The 15771-nt window shown below is 59.3% G+C and carries 10 protein-coding genes; 1 reads left to right on the top strand and 9 read right to left on the bottom strand.

The annotated features are described in order from the left end of the window. Positions 1–314: 314 nt before the first annotated feature. The 9 genes from larB to BLQ12_RS25310 all read right to left on the bottom strand — a co-directional run bounded on the left by larB (position 315) and on the right by BLQ12_RS25310 (position 13838). The gene (gene larB, locus BLQ12_RS25350) at positions 315–1079 is read right to left on the bottom strand and encodes a nickel pincer cofactor biosynthesis protein LarB (RefSeq protein WP_092215536.1); all 765 of its coding nucleotides are present in this window, start codon (positions 1077–1079) and stop codon (positions 315–317) included. A gap of 53 nt (positions 1080–1132) precedes the next feature. Continuing rightward, positions 1133–2173 (bottom strand): response regulator, encoded by a 1041-nt coding sequence (locus tag BLQ12_RS25345; RefSeq protein WP_092215534.1) that lies wholly within the window; start codon positions 2171–2173, stop codon positions 1133–1135. A gap of 36 nt (positions 2174–2209) precedes the next feature. Then, positions 2210–5551 (bottom strand): hybrid sensor histidine kinase/response regulator, encoded by a 3342-nt coding sequence (locus BLQ12_RS25340; RefSeq protein ID WP_139164115.1) that lies wholly within the window; start codon positions 5549–5551, stop codon positions 2210–2212. A 240-nt stretch (positions 5552–5791) separates the two neighbouring features. Next, a complete protein-coding gene (locus BLQ12_RS25335) occupies positions 5792–7495 on the bottom strand; it encodes an N-acetylmuramoyl-L-alanine amidase (protein ID WP_092215530.1) in 1704 nt (567 codons plus the stop codon). A 13-nt stretch (positions 7496–7508) separates the two neighbouring features. Continuing rightward, the gene (gene mutS, locus BLQ12_RS25330; RefSeq protein ID WP_092215589.1) at positions 7509–10169 is read right to left on the bottom strand and encodes a DNA mismatch repair protein MutS; all 2661 of its coding nucleotides are present in this window, start codon (positions 10167–10169) and stop codon (positions 7509–7511) included. 181 nt (positions 10170–10350) lie between these two features. Continuing rightward, positions 10351–10758, bottom strand: coding sequence for a hypothetical protein (locus BLQ12_RS25325; protein WP_092215528.1), 408 nt, complete (start codon positions 10756–10758; stop codon positions 10351–10353). A 236-nt stretch (positions 10759–10994) separates the two neighbouring features. Further along, the gene (locus BLQ12_RS25320; RefSeq protein ID WP_092215526.1) at positions 10995–11735 is read right to left on the bottom strand and encodes a UPF0280 family protein; all 741 of its coding nucleotides are present in this window, start codon (positions 11733–11735) and stop codon (positions 10995–10997) included. A gap of 7 nt (positions 11736–11742) precedes the next feature. Next, complete coding sequence (locus BLQ12_RS25315) at positions 11743–12906, bottom strand: deoxyguanosinetriphosphate triphosphohydrolase family protein (protein ID WP_092215524.1); 1164 nt, start codon at positions 12904–12906, stop codon at positions 11743–11745. 83 nt (positions 12907–12989) lie between these two features. Next, positions 12990–13838 carry an Mrp/NBP35 family ATP-binding protein gene (locus BLQ12_RS25310; protein ID WP_092215522.1) on the bottom strand — a complete coding sequence of 283 codons (849 nt, stop codon included), beginning with the start codon at positions 13836–13838 and terminating at the stop codon, positions 12990–12992. A gap of 483 nt (positions 13839–14321) precedes the next feature. On the opposite strand from BLQ12_RS25310, the gene BLQ12_RS25305 reads away from it, so the two are divergent. Further along, positions 14322–15656 carry a CCA tRNA nucleotidyltransferase gene (locus BLQ12_RS25305; RefSeq protein ID WP_092215520.1) on the top strand — a complete coding sequence of 445 codons (1335 nt, stop codon included), beginning with the start codon at positions 14322–14324 and terminating at the stop codon, positions 15654–15656. Positions 15657–15771: the final 115 nt, after the last annotated feature.

Genomic DNA, 15771 nt, shown 5'->3' with positions numbered 1-15771 from the left:
TGATATCCTCTTCAGCCCCCTTTGTCAAGGGGTTCATCTCGGATGTGGAAAAAAGTCGGGGGTAATCTTTTATATATGTTAAGCGGACGGGCGATTTGGTTTAGGAAAGACGTGTTTCTCCGGGTAGAAATGTTTTTCTTGTGAAGATATAATAATTTGGAGTTATTGTGGATACGATGGCTTCTTGATGCAGGTTGGTCAGGGACGAGGTAAAAATCCCGCCCGGGGTTCACCATGGGCGTCGTTAAGGGCTTTTATCGTGGAAACAAAGGACAGGGGACCCGGAAGACGACACGGGCCCCTGGCAGGAGAGCTTACGACGCGGGCAGGGGGATGTGGTTGATGGCCGAGGCCATGTATCCCGCGCCGAAGCCGTTGTCGATGTTCACGGCGGCCACATTGGAGCTGCAGCTGCTCAGCATGCCGAACAGGGCGGTCATGCCGCCGAAGCTGACCCCGTAGCCGACACTGGTGGGCACGGCAATCACCGGGGCCTTCACCATACCGGCCACCACGCTGGGCAGGGCGCCTTCCATGCCGGCCACCACGATGATCACCGTGGCCTGTTCCATGGCCTCTCTGTGGCGCATGAGGCGGTGAATGCCTGCGACGCCCACGTCGAAGACCGACTGCACGTGGTTTCCCATGTAGCGGGCGGTGAGCAGGGCCTCCCGGGCCACGGGGATGTCTGAGGTGCCTGCGGAAAGCACCAGCACGGTGCCGTGGCCGGTGGGTTTCGGGTCCTCAGGGGCGCAGATGATCATGCGGGCGTCCGCTTCGTACCGGCAGGAGGGGAGGGCCTCAAGGACGCGTTTTGCCTTCTCTTCGTCCACGCGGGTGGTGAGGATGACGTTTTCCTGGGACATCATTTTTTCCATGATGCCGATGATCTGCTCGCTGGTTTTGCCCTCTCCGAAGATGACCTCGGGAAAGCCTTTGCGAAGGCTTCGGTGGTGGTCGATGTTGGCAAAGTCCAGGTCTTCGTTGACGAAGTGGGTGAGCTTGCCCGTGGCTTCCTCAATGGAGAGGTCGCCGCGCTGGAGGTTTTGTAAAATGCGTGTGAGTCGGTGTTTGTCCATGGGGGGTCCGTGATGGGTTGGGGTCAGTGCCTCGGGTGTGTCTCGGACCTGTTCTAATCGTTTTTTTCTATGAGGTCAATAACGTCCTCCCGCATCTCCATGAAGAGATCCACGAGCCGGGGGTCGAAGTGGGACCCGCTGCGGTGGCGGATTTCCCGGAAGGCTTTTTCCACGGGCCAGGGAGCCTTGTGGGGGCGTTCGGAGATCAGGGCGTCAAAGACATCGCAGATGGCAACAATACGGCCGATGAGGGGGATCTCGTCACCCTTGAGGCCCCGGTTGTACCCGGTGCCGTCCCATCGCTCGTGGTGGGTGAGGGCGATGGTTTGGGCGTCCTGCATCAGCGGAGACCGGCTCCCGGCAAGGAGGCGGGCACCGATGGTGGTATGCTCTTTCATCTGCACCCATTCGGCATCGGTGAGCTTTCCTTTTTTCATGAGGATTTCGTCTGAGATGCCTATTTTCCCTGCATCATGCAGGGTACTGGAGAGGGCCAGGCGTTCGGTCTCTTCATCGGAAAGCCCGGCCATCCTGCCGAGCATTTCGGCCAGGTGGCTGATGCGGAGTACGTTCTGGCCGGTGCCGCAGTCCCGGAACTTGGAGGCGAGGCTCAGGCGGTTGACGATCTCCACCTGGGTCTCTTTAAGCTCCCGGGTGCGCTGCCTGACCTTCTCTTCTAAAATGAGGTTTTTATTCTTGAGGCTCTCCTGGGTCACCTTGAGGGTGAGGTGGGTTTTGACCCTGGCTTTGACCTCGGAGATATCAAAGGGCTTGGTGATGTAATCCACGGCACCGATGGAAAGGCCTTTGCGTTTGTGGGCGGGGTCGTCCATGGCGGTGATGAAGATGATGGGGATATCCCGTGTGGCCGGGGCCTCCTTGAGCCGTCGGCAGACCTCGAAGCCGTCCATGCCCGGCATCAGGATATCCAGAAGGATCAGGTCCAGGTGATTGGTGTGGGAGTACTCAATGGCTTTTTCGCCGTCCAGGGCCACCCCGAGCCTGTAGTCTTCCCTGAGGGTCTGGACGAGGATGTCGATGTTGGCTTTGGTATCGTCAACGAGGAGGATTCTCCTGTTGGCATGCTCTGTCATGGGATCGGTCCTTGTGGCAGGCCCCAAGGGCCTTTTTTATTCGCTTGAGCGAAGGGGGCTTTTGCCCGTCGTGGATGAGGCAGGTGCGTGTTTGAGCTGCCGTGAGAGGGTGTCTGTAAGGGATGCCGCCCCCTCGAAGTCGTATGCGAGGATCGCCCTTTCCATGGCGGTGATCAGCCGGGAGAGTTCGTTGCCCGGGTTGGGGATACCGGCAAGGCTGCCTTTGATTTTATGAAAGCACCCTTCGGATGCCACGGGATCGAACTGGGCCAAATGAGCGGCCAGGTCCGGGAGCAGGGCCAGGGCTGTGTGGGTCGGGGTGGGGCGGCGGGTGAGTTCAATGGGCTGCCCGTCGTTTTTCGGGGACGTGTTTCCGATTTTGCCCACCGACTCCAGCACCACGGCAAGGGAGGACTCCACCAGCCGGACCCGTTCCAGGATGCGGTCTTTTTGTCCCTCCCTTATGGCTGTTTCAAGGGTTTTGGCGGCGAGCATCAGGTCCCCTGCGGAGATGTTGCCGGCCACCCCTTTGAGGGCATGGGCGCTGAGGGCGGCTCCCTCAAGATCGTCAGCGGCCATGAGTTTCCTGAATTCCGTGAAAAACGGTGTGTACTGGGTTTTAAACTCCTTAAGAATCCGGACGTAGGTATCCCAGGAACCCCCAAGCCGGTGGATCCCTTCATCCAGGTTTAGGCCGGGCAGGGTGAAGGGCAGCTCCTGGCTGGATGCGGTGCGGGGTGTGCGCTGGGCGTATCGGGACTCCATCTTCAGGGCTTCGGACAGGCGGGTGTTTTTCCGGATGGCTGAAAAGAGACGGGTGCGGTCGATGGGTTTGGAGATGTAGTCGTTCATGCCGGCGGCCAGGCACTTTTCCCGGTCTCCGTACATGGCGTGGGCGGTCATGGCGATGATGGGAAGGCTGATGCGTTTCAGGTCGTTGCGGATGGCCCGGGTCGCCTGGAAGCCGTCCATCTGGGGCATCTGGATGTCCATGAGCACCACGTCGTAACGTTGGGCCTTTACCTTTTCAACGGCTTCGGTACCGCATTCGGCCGTATCGATGAGGGCACCGGAGCCTTGAAGCATCTCGGTTGCCACCATCCTGTTGATGGGGTTGTCCTCCACCAGGAGAACGGAGAGGCCGGAGAATTCATCGCTGGGAGGTGGCTGCCGGGTGGCTGTGTTTTTCCGGGTGGACTCGTACCCGAAGATCTCCATGATGGAGTCAAAGAGGAGGGACTGCTTGATGGGCTTGAGCAGAAAGCTGTCCACCCCGATCTGCTTGGCCCGCTTGATCTCGAATTCGTTGCCCAGGGCACTGATCATGACAATGGGCGGGGCATCGGAGGCGTGGGTTTTTCTGATGTGTTGCGCCACCTCGATGCCGTCCATGCCGGGAAGCCTCACATCCAGGACCACCAGGTCGTAAGCCTGGCCGTGGTGGGCTCCCTGGCAGAGGCGGATGGCCTTTTCCCCGGATTCGGCCAGGTCCGTGCGGAAGCCGAAGGACTCCATGTACCGTTTGATGACCATGAGGGTGGAGGGGTTGTCGTCCACGATGAGGGCGCACATCTCGCGCATGGTGGGCGGAAGGGTGGGGGTGGCTGCAACGCTTTCGGGCACGGCCTTGAAGCGGGCGGTAAACGAAAAGAGGCTGCCCTTGCCCCGCTCGCTTTTCACCCAGATGTCGCCCCCCATGATGCGGACGATATTCCGGCAGATGGCAAGGCCCAGGCCTGTGCCTCCGTATTTGCGGGTGGTGGAGCCGTCGGCCTGGGCAAAGGCGTCGAAGATATCCCCGGTTGCGCTTTCAAGGAGGGCCGGATCGATGCCGATGCCGGTATCCCGGATTTCAAAAAGAAGGGTGGCCTGGGGACCGGCCATCTCTTTTAAGGATACCCGGATGCAGATCTCTCCGTGTTCGGTAAATTTAAAGGCGTTGCTGATGAGGTTGGAGAGGACCTGGCGCAGGCGCAGGGGGTCGGCGATGAGCTGCCGGGGGATCTTGGGATCGATGTCGATGATGAGCTCCAGCTGCTTGGCCATGTTCTTTTCAAGGAACATGTCGGCGCTCTCGTCGATGAGCTCATGCAGGGAAAATGGGATACTCTCAAAGGTGAGCTTGCCCGCATCGATCTTGGAAAAATCGAGGATATCGTTGATGAGCTCCAGCAGGGAGAGGGAGGAGGTGCGGATGATGCCCAGGTACTCAAGGCGTTTTTCCGTGTCCATGTTTTTTGTCAGGAGGTCCGACATTCCCACGATGGCGTTTAACGGGGTGCGGATCTCATGGCTCATGTTGGCCAGAAATTCGCTTTTGGCCCGGGTGGACTGGTCGGCCTCCTCCTTGGCCCGCGTCAGGCTTTCGTTGGCACGGATCAGCTCGGCCGTGCGTTCCTCCACCCGTTTTTCCAGTTCGTTTCGAGCTTTGGCAAGGGCCTCTTCGGCCCGTTTGCGGTCGGTGATGTCCCGGGCCACTCCCCGGAAACCGGTGGGCTCTCCGTGCTGGTTCCGGATGAGGGTGGCGGAGATGGAGAGGACGGCGGACTTGTTTTTGCCCACCATCTCGTAGTCGCTTATTTTCCCTGACCTGCCGGTTTTGAAGATGGTGCTGAAGACGTTGAAGAGCTCGGCGGCGGTTTTTTTGCTGGTGTACGCCTTGTAGTGAAGCCCCATGAGCTCCTGGCGGGTGTAACCGGAAATGTCGCACATGGAGTTGTTGAAGAAGATCAGCTTGCCGGCCAGGTTGACCTCAAAGAACCCCTCCTGGATGCTGTCCAGGATGGTCTGGTACGAGTTCCGGCTCTTGATGAGCTCCTCTTCGTAGGTTTTGCGCTTGGCGATCTCTTCCCGGAGCTTGCGGTTTGCAGCCACCATCTCGGCCGTCCGGTTTTCCACCTTCTCTTCCAGCTTGTCCCGGTACTCTTCCAGTTCGGCCTGGCTCGTGATCTGCCGGGTGATGTCACGTAAAAAGGTGAGGGTGGCCGGGCGACCGTTCCAGAGGATTCCCGAGGAGCGAAGGCGCACCACACCGAAGCTGTCGTCGGCCTTTATGGTGCGGAAGGTGTATTCGGAGAAGCCTTCCCCTGCGGCGTCTCCGGTGGTGAGCCGGTAGCTTTCAAGGACCCTTAAGGTGTCGTCATGGTGAATGAACTCGGCGATGGGGTGGCCGATGATCTCATGGGGCGGGCGCCCCAGGTGGGTTGCCACCTTGCTGTTGGCAAAGACGAAGCATTCGTCCTGAATCACCACGACTCCGTCGCTGGCGTTTTCAACCATGGTCTCGTTGACGGTCAGGGACTCTTTCGCCTTTTTCAGCTCTGCTGTAAGGCGCAGGATCGTCTCTTCCGGCGTTTCATGTCGCATCTGGTCTGGCAACGGTTAACCCTCCGGTAAACGCCCTGTACAGGTACCCGTATCAGAAGGGGGCGGGTCAGGCTCAGGTTGATTTCGGTGCTCCCGGACGTTTAAATTCGGTGAGCAATGTTTATTTCATGGTATCGTGTTTATCGTTATCGTACCTTTCCGCTAATTTCAATGTGTTTCAGGTATTTTTTGCGGTGCGTTCCCCTGGGGCGGACGGGGATGTTTGGCTGTTTTTGTCCGGGGCTGTCGGGGTCAGGTCCCTGTGCGGGCCAGGGACGAGGGATGGGTGGACTCGATGTAGCGTTTGACGCCCTTGACAATGCCGTCGCAGATTTTTTCCTGATAGGTGGCGCTTGCGAGCCGTTTGCACTCCCGTTTGTTGCTGATAAAGCCTGTTTCCACCAGGATGGCCGGCATGCGGGCCCCCAGGAGCACGTAGAAGGGGGCCTGCTTGACGCCCTTGTCCTTGATGTTTCCGTAGCTTCCCTTGAGTTTGGTTACCAGGGAGCTCTGGACGTATTGGGCCAGCCTGCTGGACTCGTTGATCTTGGCGTTTTTCATCAGGCTGTTCAAGATGGTGTGCAGGTCGCTGATGTTTTTTTCACTGGTGGCGTTCTCCCGGGCTGCCACATTGATGGAGGCCCGGTCCCTGGCCAGGTTGAGGAAATAGGTCTCCACCCCGTAGGCCTTCCTGTTCCGTGAGGCATTGGCGTGGATGGAGATGAACAGATCGGCCCGTTTCCGGTTGGCAAGGGTGGTGCGTTCATCCAGGCTCAGGTAGCGGTCGGTGCTTCGGGTGAGGATGACTTCGCATTTGAGCTCTTTGCGGAGTTTCACGGCGAGGCGCTTGGCAAGGGCCAGGACAACGTCTTTTTCGGCAACCCCCTTGTAGTACCCCGGAGCCCCGTGGTCCTTGCCCCCGTGCCCGGCATCGATGACGATGCGGCGGACCCCCAGGGCCAGCTGTCGCGCCAGGTCGTCGGGGGTGATGAGGTCGTTGACGGGTTTTTTCGGCGCCTGTTTTCTGGGGGCCGCGGCAGGGGCCTTGCCGCTCCAGATATCCACCACAATGCGGTTGGGACTCTTCAGGGAGAAGACCTTGTAATGGCTGAAGTTGACGGCATCCACCACCACGCGCACGGTTCCGGGTTTGTAAAGACCTGAGCGGACCTGCTTGACCCTGGGATCGTTGGGCAGGGTGATACTTGACTCCAGATTTTTTTCCGCATGGCCCTTGATGTCGATCCAGATGCGCTTGGGGCGCTTGTTCTTGGGATCGTGACGCAGCATGCCGTGGGTAAAGGCCAGGGCCCCTTTGGTGTCCAGTACGATGCGGGTGCGTGACGGAAGGGATCCGTAGCGGATGTGGGTCACGGCCCCCTTGGATGTTTTTCCGGTCACCGGTGCCGGGGGAACCACGCTTTTCGTTGCTTTTTTTGTCTCGGAGGATTTTACCGGGAGCGGCGGGGCCTTGGGTTTGGCCGGGGTGGCGGCGGGTTTGGGAAGGCGACGCAGAATCTTGGTCGCTTCATGGCTGTACCGGCTGGAACTGAAGGCCCGTGCCTGGGTCAGGAGGCTTCGGGCACGTTCGAGGTCGGAGCGCTTGCCGGAGTACTTTTCCAGTTCGATATAGAGTTTGCCTGCCTGGAACAGGCCCGCAGGGGCCCAGGGACCTTTGGTGTCCTTGCGCCAGGCGTTGAGGTATTTATCGGCACAGGTCTCCCATTTGTCCCGCCTGTTTTTCCAGGACGGGGTTTTAAGGAGCTTGCGGTGGTAGGACTCGGCCGCGTGGTATGCTTTTTTTGCCTCGTCTCTTTTGTCTGCAAGGGCCTCGGTCGCCGGCAGGGCGAAGAAAAGGGTCAGGAGCAGGAGACGGATCACCGCAACGGTCCACCGGTATCGGTGGCACCGTAAGGGGGCATCTGCTTGGTTGTGGATCTCTCTGGTCTGCTGCACCCGATCTCCCGCTTCAGCTCTTTGATTCCTCTTCGGACAGGGCTTTGAGTTCGTTCAGCAGGGCCAGGGCCTGCAAGGGGGTGGTGGCGTTGATGTCCACCGACTGGAGTTTCTCAAGGACCGGATTTTCCCTGGATGGGAAAAGGGCCAGCTGAACAAACCCGCTCTCTTTCTTCTTGGCTTTTCCGTTTTTTCTGGGGGGCTTTGCCTTTTTTTCGGGGAGGCCTTCCCCCAGACGTCGCCCCAGGTTTTTCTGGTCACCGTTTTCATCGCTTTCAATGACGGAGAGTACTTTTTTGGCCCGTTTGATGACTCTCTGGGGAACACCTGCCAGGCGTGCCACCTGGATACCGTAACTTCTGTTGGTTCCGCCTTCAACCAGTTTTCGTAAAAAAATGATGTTTTCGTTCCATTCCTTTACCGCGATGTTGAAGTTTTTTACCCGGGGCTTGAGCCCTTCGAGTTCCGTCAACTCGTGGTAATGGGTGGCAAACAGGGTTTTGACCCCGGCCCCGGAGAGGTCATGGAGATATTCGGCCACAGCCCAGGCGATGCTGAGGCCGTCGTAGGTGCTGGTGCCCCTGCCGATTTCATCCATGATGATCAGGCTGTTGGCGGTGGCGTTGTTGAGGATGTTGGCGGTCTCCTCCATCTCCACCATAAAGGTGCTCTGGCCCTGGGAGAGGTTGTCCAGGGCTCCCACGCGGGTGAAGATGCGGTCCGTGACGCTGATGACGGCCTTGGCCGCAGGGACAAAGGAGCCCAGCTGGGCCATGAGGGTGATGAGGGCCACCTGTCTCAGCACGGTTGATTTACCGGCCATGTTGGGGCCGGTAATGAGGATGACCTGGTTGTCCGTGTTGTCCAGGCGAATGGTGTTGGGGACATACCGCTCGGCGGTGATCATTTTTTCCACCACCGGGTGCCTGCCGTCCCGGATGTCGATGACCCCGTCGGTGGTCATGACGGGTCGGGTGTAGCCGTTGTGGTCCGCTATTTCGGCAAGGGACAGGAGCACGTCCACCCGGGCGATGAAGCGTGCGGCCGATGACAGTTCGGCGTTTTTCTGGGTGACGGCATCCCGCAGGGTGCAGAAAATCTGGTACTCCAGGGTGCTGCGCCTCTCTTCGGCATGGAGGACCTTGGTCTCGAACTCTTTGAGCTCTTCGGTGATGTAGCGCTCAGCGTTGACCAGGGTCTGCTTGCGGATGTAGCTGTCCGGCACCTGGGCGGACTGGGCCTTGGACACCTCGATGAAGTATCCGAAAACCTTGTTGTACTTGACCTTGAGGGAGGAAAGCCCGGTTTTTTCGCGCTCCGAGACTTCCAGTTCGGCGATCCAGCTCTTGCCGTCTGTGGTGAGGCGGATGAGCTCGTCGAGCTCTTCATGGTAGCCTTCCCGGATGATGCCGCCTTCCTGGAGGGTCAGGGGGGCGTCCTCGCGGACGGCCCGGTGGAGAAGCTCGGCAAGTTCGGCAAGGGAGGCTGCATCGCCTTCGTAACGGTAAAGGGCCGAGCCGAAATCCGTGAGCTGCTCCAGGAGCCGGGGCAGGGCCATGAGGGAATTTTTCAGGGCGGTTAAGTCCCTGGCGTTGCCCTGGTTCATGGCAATACGGCCGGCCAGGCGCTCCAGGTCAAAGACCCCGCTTAAGTCCTCACGGGCCAGGCTGCGGCGCGTCATGTGCTCTTTGGCCTCGGAGACGGCGTCAAGGCGGGCTTCGATGGCCTTGGGGTCGAGCAGGGGAGAGCGGATCCAGCCCTTGAGGAGGCGTCCTCCCATGGCGGTGACGGTTTTGTCGATGGTGCCCACGAGGGTCCCTTTGCGGGAGCCGTCCCTTAAGTTGGCAATGAGCTCCAGGTTCCGCAGGCTGGAGTCGTCCAGGCCGTAGGTCTCGATGCGGTCGAGGTGCTCGATTTTTCGGAGCTGGGTTTCGCTTACGTAGGAGAGAATGGCCCCTGCGGCTCCTACCCCGGCCTTGAGCCCCTCGCACCCGAAGCCCTCCAGGGAGCGGGTGTTGAACTGCTCGGTGAGGCGTTTTTTGGCGCCCCGGTGATCGAATTCCCGGTCTTCCAGGTAGGTGAAGGAGCTGTTTTGAAGGGCCTCTTTCAGGGGGGCCATGTCCCGGTCGACCCGCAGGGCTTCGGGGAGCAGGATCTCCGATGGTGACAGCTTCACCGACTCATCAAACAGGGCGGACAGATCGGCGGATTCGCAGAGGCGGAAGGTGCCGGTGGAGATGTCCAGACAGGCCAGCCCTGCGGCTCCGTTGCTTCTGTGGATGGAGAGGATAAAGTTGTTGCTCTTTTCATCCAGCAGGGCGGTATCAAGGATCATGCCGGGGGTAACGATGCGGGTGACGTCCCGTTTGACAAGGCCCTTGGCGGCTTTGGGGTCTTCCACCTGTTCGCAGACAGCCACCTTGAGCCCGGCACCGATGAGGCGGGCGATGTAGCTGTCTGCCGCCTTGGCAGGCACCCCGCACATGGGGATGGGGTTCTCGGACTTTTTGTCCCGTGAGGTGAGAGCGATCTCAAGGACCTTGGACGCTTTTTCCGCGTCTTCAAAGAACATCTCGAAAAAATCACCCATTCGGTAAAAAAGAATCGCGTCCGGGTGGCTGGACTTGATCTCGAGATACTGGGCCATCATGGGTGTGGGTTTGTTTTGCGTCATGGTTGTCTTGGGTGCCGCTTCCCGCGAAAGCAAACGCCGCGCTCAGTGGGCGCGGCGTACATGGCTTTGGGACGGATTATTACAGGGTATCGCAGACCGGGTCTGTGGGCGTCATGGTGCGTCAAATGCCTCTCCGGCCAGGTGGATTCCCGTGGGGTTCAGTTTAGTTCCGGGTGAAAAATCAGCTCTGCTGGGATTCGGAGTCCAGCGCCGGGGCCTCAGAAGGCTCTTCGGCTGCAATCTCTGCCTGGGGTTCGGGGGCTTCCACGGGGCGACGCTTCAGGAGATCCATCTCACCGCGGAGGGTGGAGATTTTTTCCTGCTGGGAGTCGATGACAGCGTTAAGCTCCTTGACCATCTTGCTGGAGCGGAAACGGGCCATGAGGCCTGTGGTGTATGCCAAAAGGAAACCAAAGAGAAAAAAACCGAGGAAATAGAGACCGTGGGCGATGGCCGGGGACTGGTAGGCCCACAGCTTGAGATCGACAGACAAGGCCTCTTTGTTGAGGAAAAAGACCCGGTTCTGATAGGCTACGACAAACAGTGCGACAAGTATCAAGAACATCAGAGCAAATTTAAGTTTTTTCATGGTTTTCTCCTGGTGTCGTGCCCGGTTTTTTTCCGTCGGCAGGGTTTTCGGGGCCTGCGTATGGGGCGCGGTCCGTCACAACATGACGAACGGGTTTGGCGAATCGGCAGGCAATTCGATAAAGATACTGTTGGATTCACATAATCTTTTTGATTGAAAAACTCAACCTTTTTTTATCCTGAAGTGCTTGGGTGACGGGCTTTTTCGGCCCGATTACCAGGGGCGTGGAGAGGGGCTCAGAGCCGAACCAGATCCAGGGCTCCCCAGAACCCGATGCGGGAACCCACCACAACCACAAGCCCTTCCACTCCGGGGATCGTCTTTCCGAAGTCCATGGCCTGGTCGATGGCCCCTTCGCCTGTGACCCTGTTTCCGATGGCGGTGGCCACCGCATCGGCCAGGGCGCCGGAAGGGGAGACCACGCACACCGCGTCGCTTTTCCCGAAACTCAGGGAGTGGCCCACGGTCCCGGAGGAGGTGCAGACGGCAAAGGGGGATTGCACATCCTTGAAAGACAGGCCCACCTTCATGGAGAAGGGGGAACTGCCGGCATGAAGGGCCACGGTAGTGTCCCCGGTGATGGCAATGAAGGTGTCTCCGCCGTTTTCAACGATCACCTCAGGGGAGTGGTGAAGAAGGGCCCTTGCCACCGACTCGGAGAGGGCGCCTGCCACGGCGGCCATGGGGCCGACGCCTGCCTTGTGCGATGCCTCGGCCATGGTGCGGACCATGGCAGGGGCCGGTCCGGTAACCGGAACGGGAGCCAGGGATGTGGCAAAGTCGGGGTGGGACTCGATCCATGTCTCCAGGGGGATGCGGGTATCGAGGATGGCCTGGACAGCTTCGCGGGTGAGGTCGCGGCAGGCGGAAACGGCAAGGTCGGTCTCTTTGACCGTGGCCCGAAAGGTGGTGAGGTTCTCCCGGGTGCAGAGGTTGCGGTAGGTGCGGTTTTGAAAAAGGGGGTTCTCGTGACTCATGGGCTCTCTATGGTGACGGGGTGAGGTGAATGACATGGGGGCGGAGCTCCTCCGGGCAGAGGCGCAGGAAGTAGGTGTCGGTCATGCCCGAGATAAAGTCCCGGACCACCATTTCTGCCGGAGTGGTGTCCAGGTAGGCCGGTGTCATGTTCCGGACAAAGCCCTCCATGATGAGCGACCCCTCCCGTTTTTTCCGCAGATCGCCTAAGCAGTTTTCAAAGACCAGGGCAAAGAGGTCGGAGAGGTTCCCGAGGTGGGCCTTGATGGCCGGGCTCCTGTAGATGCGCTTCAGGTTGAATGTTTTTAAGGCTTTTATGGCCTCTGCCACCTCGTCGGAATAGCGGATCTCATCTCCGGAGCTGTGGGTGATGACATCGGTGACCAGGCTGTAGACAATGGTGCCGTTGGTCTCGCCCAGGATCCGGGTGCATTCACGGGGCAGCTCTCCTCGTTTGATGACACCTAAACGGATGGCGTCTTCGATGTCCCGGCCGATGTAGCTGATGGTGTCCGCAAACTTGACCACGCAGCCTTCGAGGGTCAACGGGGACGGTGCAAAGCGCTTTCCCTCTCCCAGGCGCCGCATTTCGTCGTCTAAACAGGCGAAGGTCTTGGTCGGGTCGGGGGAGAGGGGGACGTCATGGCTCTCTCCGTTGTGGCAGAAGATTCCGTCCAGGGTCTGCAGGGTGAGGTTCCAGCCCTTTCCCTCCTTTTCAAGGGTGTCCAGGCACCGGACGCTCTGGATGTTGTGGCGAAACGGGCCGAGACCCGCCGCTTTGGAGAGGGCCGAGAGAATCTGTTCCCCCTGGTGGCCGAAGGGGGCGTGGCCGATGTCGTGGCCCAGGGCAATGGCTTCGATGAGGTCTTCGTTCAGGCCCAGGGCCCGGCCCACGGTCCGCGCGATGCGGGAGGCCAGCTGCACGTGGAGGACCCGGTGGGTGAGGTGGTCGTTTTGAATAAGGGAGAAGACCTGGGTTTTGTCGATGTAGCGGGTATATGCCTGGGAGTTGATGATCCGGTCCACATCCACGGCGTAGGCGGGGCGGTAGCCGGACGCTTCGGCGGGATCGTCCGTGCGGCGAAGGGCGTTGGTGGACCTGGCTGCAAAGGGGGACAGGGTCTCTTCCACCCGTTCTAAGCGGCGTCTGATTGTGGTGCCGGATGGGTTCATGGGATCGTGCAACCGTTGGTGTGAATGGGGCTGCAAGGCGGGCGTACCGGCCCGGGAGTTCCTCGGGCCGGTATGCTTCAATCTTACAGCTGCTTGACGATTTTTGTGATCACTGCGTCAAGGGCTTTGGTGAACTCGTTGGACTTGTTTTTCGTAAAGATGGGGGTGCCTGCATCCGAGGCTTCCACCACTTCGGGGTCGAAGGGGAGGGTGCCCAGGAAGGGGATGCCCATCTTGGTTGCTGTGGTCAGACCGCCGCCGCTCTTAAACAGGGAGATCTTGGTGTTGCAGCCGGGGCAGGAGAAGGGACCCATGTTTTCCACGAGGCCCACCACGTCGAGTTTCACGGTCTGGCAGAAGTTGATGGACTTGCGCACGTCTGCAAGGGCCACTTCCTGGGGCGTGGTGACCACGATGGCCTTGGCCTCGGGGATGGTCTGCACCACGGTGAGGGGCTCGTCGCCGGTTCCCGGAGGGGCATCGATGATGAGGAAATCAAGGTCTCCCCACTCCACCTGGCTGACAAACTGCTGGATCATGCCCGCCTTGGCGGGGCCTCTCCAGATCACGGCCTGATCGGCTTCGCGCATGAGGCACTGCATGGTGATGACCTTGAGGTTGGGTCCCTTCTGGGCCGGGATGAGCTTTCTCGCTTCGTTGATGTCGAGGAGCTCGCTGAGGCCCATGATCTGGGCAATGCTGGGACCGTGGAGGTCCACATCCATGAGACCTACCTTAAAGCCTTTGTCGGCGAGGCCCACGGCGAGGTTGGCGGAGATGGAGCTTTTGCCCACACCCCCTTTGCCGCTCATGACAAAGAGTTTGTTTTTGATCTTGGAAAGGGTGCCCTTGATCATCTGTTCCTGTTCCTGGGCGGCGTCGGATTTTCCGCCTTTGGCTTTTTTAGCCGCATCCACACTGTCGTGAATCATGGTGCTCAACGCTCCTTGTGATTTCAGTCTGCGGGCATTAAGTGGTGCTGGTGTTCGGCCCGCGGGTCATGAGGTCACCGGACAGGTCGTCCGGGTTTTCACACTCTCCACGAGCGACACATGACACGCACACGCCGTTTCGTGGGGACTGTAAAAACAGGTTTGCCTCCCCTGCCGTCCACCAGGGGAAGACTCAATATAATGCAAATCAGGATTTCTTCAAGGTATAATGGATGAGATAATTTTTTGCCTTACATATTTTGGTGCGACTAAACTGTTTTGTGGTTGGTGTCCCTGGTGATGGTGTGCCTTGAATTTGTGGTCGATCCCCTGTAAATCAAAGGCTAAGGGGAAGGACACCGACCATGGCGGGAACAAGGGGGGCAGGGACGGGTGTTTTTTTGCGATGCGGGCCGCTGAAGGCCCTTCTGACCAGTGACTGTTTTTCTTTTTCGCCTTCATGTGAAGGGTGCGGATTCAGATATGAATAAAATGAACATTGAACCGGAAGCGTTTGCAGCGCACACGATGGCACTGACGGTGTTGTCTCGCCTGAGGGCCCAGGGCTTCCAGGCCGTTGTGGCCGGCGGAGCCGTGCGGGACAGCCTTTTGGGGCGTCCGGTACGCGAACTCGATATCGCCACGAGTGCCTCGGCTCGGGAGGTTACGGCGCTTTTTGCCGGAGCCCGCGTGGAGGAGGTTGGGCGGAGTTTTCCTCTGGTCCTCGTAAACGGGGTGGAGGTGGCCACGTTCCGGGGGAAGACCCTGGAAGAGGACCTGCTGCGGCGGGACCTGACCTTCAACGCCATGGCCTGGTGCCCGGATACCCATGCCGTCATCGATCCCTGGGGGGGAGCAGCAGACCTTGAGGGCCGCATCGTTCGCTTTACCGGCGACCCAGCCGCACGGATCCAGGAGGATCCCTTAAGGCTCCTTCGGGCGGCGCGGTTTGTGGCCGAGCTTTCGGGGCGCATGGCCAACGAGAGTCTTGATGCCATGGCAGCCGCTGCAGCGGTCGTGGCCGAGGTGGCCCCGGAGCGGATCCATCATGAAATCATCAAGGCCATGGCCGGGGAGACGCCCTCCCTTTTTTTTGAGACCCTTCGGCAGGGCGGTCTGCTTCGTTATCTCTTTCCCGAGATGGAAAAGAGCGTGGGCCATGACGGCGGGTTTCATCACGATGAGACAGTGTGGGAACACATGATGCTGGCTACGGACGCCATTTCACCCAAGTTTCCCCTGCTGCGGCTTGCCATGGCCCTGCACGACGTGGCCAAACCCCAGTGCGTGGACATGGGAAAGAACGGCATTCGGTTCCTGGACCATGAAAAAAAAGGCGAACCCTTGGTGGACGTGTACCTTGAGCGTTTAGGGTTCAGCAACCAGCAGCGGGCCTTTGTGTCGAAAATCGTGCGTCACCACATGAGGCGCATCGATGCCGACACCACCCCCAAGGCTGTGCGCCGTATCCTGCGGGACCTCCATGACAGCGACCTTCCCTGGCGGGACTGGATGCGCGGGGTCATTGCCGACGGCAAGGCCAACAAAAAGAAGCAGGGCGGCTACAGCCTGGCCGAGATTCGCCTGATGGTGGACGCTGTGTATGCCGAGATCTCCCCAAAGAAACAGAGCGCCTTCTCCCTGGCTCACCTGGCCGTCAGCGGCACCGACCTCATCACCCAGGTAGGCATTCCCCAGGGCCCCGTGGTGGGAAGGGTCCTGAAGGCCCTCCTCGACAAGGTGATCGAATCCCCGGAGCTCAACGACAAAGAGACCCTGCTCAAAGAAGCGGCATTATTGGCCGGGAAGCAGGCATAGTCTTGGATGCCTAAAAAGAAGCCTCCGGCGGCCCTGCCGGGGGCTAAACTTTTAAAAAGTTTAATAAACAGGTTTTAATAAACAGATTCAGGCCAATCAAAATCAAAGGCGAATG

The sequence above is a fragment of the Desulfoluna spongiiphila genome, assembly GCF_900101345.1.
Classification (GTDB): Bacteria; Desulfobacterota; Desulfobacteria; order Desulfobacterales; family Desulfolunaceae; genus Desulfoluna; species Desulfoluna spongiiphila.
This window is presented reverse-complemented; position numbering and strand designations above follow the sequence as displayed.